The organism is Saliterribacillus persicus, from assembly GCF_003337485.1.
Lineage (GTDB): Bacteria > Bacillota > Bacilli > Bacillales > Amphibacillaceae > Saliterribacillus > Saliterribacillus persicus.
On record NZ_QPJJ01000033.1, the window covers coordinates 1 to 1,724 of the forward strand.

Consider the following 1,724-nt stretch of genomic DNA (forward strand, 5'->3'; position numbering starts at 1 on the left):
TTAATCAACAATAGACCGAGAAAATGCTTAAACTGGAAAACAACACACGAAGCATTTCAGGAAGAACTGTTGCACTTAATTTGACAAACTGTCATATAAAAAAACCCAGTTAAATATAAACTGAGTTATAACCTAATATTTACTTTCTTCTTTGCCTTATTTGTTTTGGATATACTTCTGAGTTAATAAGCCTGCATTATAAACAGCCAAGACCATAATAAAATAAAAGAGAATATCTATAAATCCACTCAACTCAATTACATTAACAAAAATATGAAAAACAAACAAAATCGCTGTAATTAAAGTTATAATAAATTGTCCTTTGACTAATTTAATCACAGTAATCCTCCCTTCATATTTTTACCTATTCACCCCAATAGCGCTTCAACAAGAAAACTCCTTCTTAAACTAACGCACTCTTTAGTTCAATAACAATTTTTTATAAAAATAAAACCATATGTTCTTCATCATAATATGTATTATCTAATTTCAATGCTCTTTTCTCTTTTCCAAATATCTCAAACTCACAAGAAGAGTACAATTTCTTAGCTGGAGAATTAGTTGTTACAACAGTTAAATAAATTTGTTCAATACCATCTAGTTTTTGCGCTTTCTGAATTACATTAGAGACTAAAGCCTTTCCTATTCCATTGCCACGTTTTTCTGGTTTAATATACATCGCTACAATACTCGCTCTGTGTCTCAACTTAAAAAGTTGTTGCTTTACTAAAGTAACGACGCCAACAAGTTGTGAGTCTTCAAACGCACCAAAAGTAAATGAGCTTACTGGTGAATCAAATCTATTCTTGTACTTTTCTGCCGACTGATTTTTTTCTTCTTCATAGCTTGATGCAAAAGCATATGGGCTATCTTTGAGTGCTTCAAGTCTTATAGAAAGATACTCTTCAGCATCAGTTGGATTTAATTGTCTTATTTTCATCCTTCTCTCTCCTAGCTATTTGGTATTAACTTATATTGTACAATAAAAAGATTGAGTCTTGTTAAACTATTCTGTCATTTACTTTTATAAAAAAAGGCATTATTCTTCTTCAAAATAAGCTACCTTCTAGTTGAAAACTTTATCCTTAATAATCTGAAAAATTATCCAGTTGGAGAACCCTTTTGGGACATTTATAAGCCAAAAACGAAATATGCCCCACTACCAAATGAGATGATTATTGCTAAAGTTGCCATGGAGTTTTTTTCCGTACCTTTAGCAATAGCTATAAAGCCAAAAATCAAAGAGAGAATGATGGACAACAAAATAAGAAAAAAACCGAAATAAGGATCGATTCTTATTAGTTCATATACCAATGCATAGAAAAATGGCACAGAAAATATACTTAAGAGTAATGACCCATAGCTTAACCAAGAGAACCTATTCAATTTAATCCCACCTCAAATATTTAACTATACTGCGTCGTTAGTTCAACAGTGGTAGCCACAGCATGTTCCACTATTGCATTTGTTAGCACAATAATGAATACTGTGTTTTTATGATTTAATCAAGCTATTATTAATCCTATCATCAAAATTAATATAAAAAGTACATAAAGACCTAATACGCAAAGCGTGATAATTCTCCATATCCCTTTTCCCATAATAACTAAAATAGTTGTAACAAAAAATAGGCTCTAAAATATATGTTGGGGTAAAGAAAAAATTCAGACAAATAAAAACACGCAATCTCCTAATTTTGATAAACTTTGTTTAGACCAATAAAC

The 1,724-nt window shown here is 30.5% G+C and carries 3 protein-coding genes; all 3 read right to left on the reverse strand.

All coding sequences use genetic code 11. The annotated features are described in order from the left end of the window. Nucleotides 1-156: 156 nt before the first annotated feature. The gene (locus DFR57_RS18065; protein ID WP_114354619.1) at nt 157-339 is read right to left on the reverse strand and encodes a hypothetical protein; all 183 of its coding nucleotides are present in this window, start codon (nt 337-339) and stop codon (nt 157-159) included. Nucleotides 340-439: 100 nt separating this feature from the next. Further along, nucleotides 440-940 (reverse strand): GNAT family N-acetyltransferase, encoded by a 501-nt coding sequence (locus DFR57_RS18070; protein ID WP_114354620.1) that lies wholly within the window; start codon nt 938-940, stop codon nt 440-442. A gap of 191 nt (nt 941-1,131) precedes the next feature. After that, complete coding sequence (locus tag DFR57_RS18075; protein ID WP_114354621.1) at nt 1,132-1,386, reverse strand: hypothetical protein; 255 nt, start codon at nt 1,384-1,386, stop codon at nt 1,132-1,134. Nucleotides 1,387-1,724 lie beyond the last annotated feature (338 nt).

Excerpts from the sequence above, each read along its gene's own strand:
- DFR57_RS18070 (WP_114354620.1), bottom strand. The coding sequence starts at position 940 with ATGAAAATAAGACAATTAAATCCAACTGATGCTGAAGAGTATCTTTCT.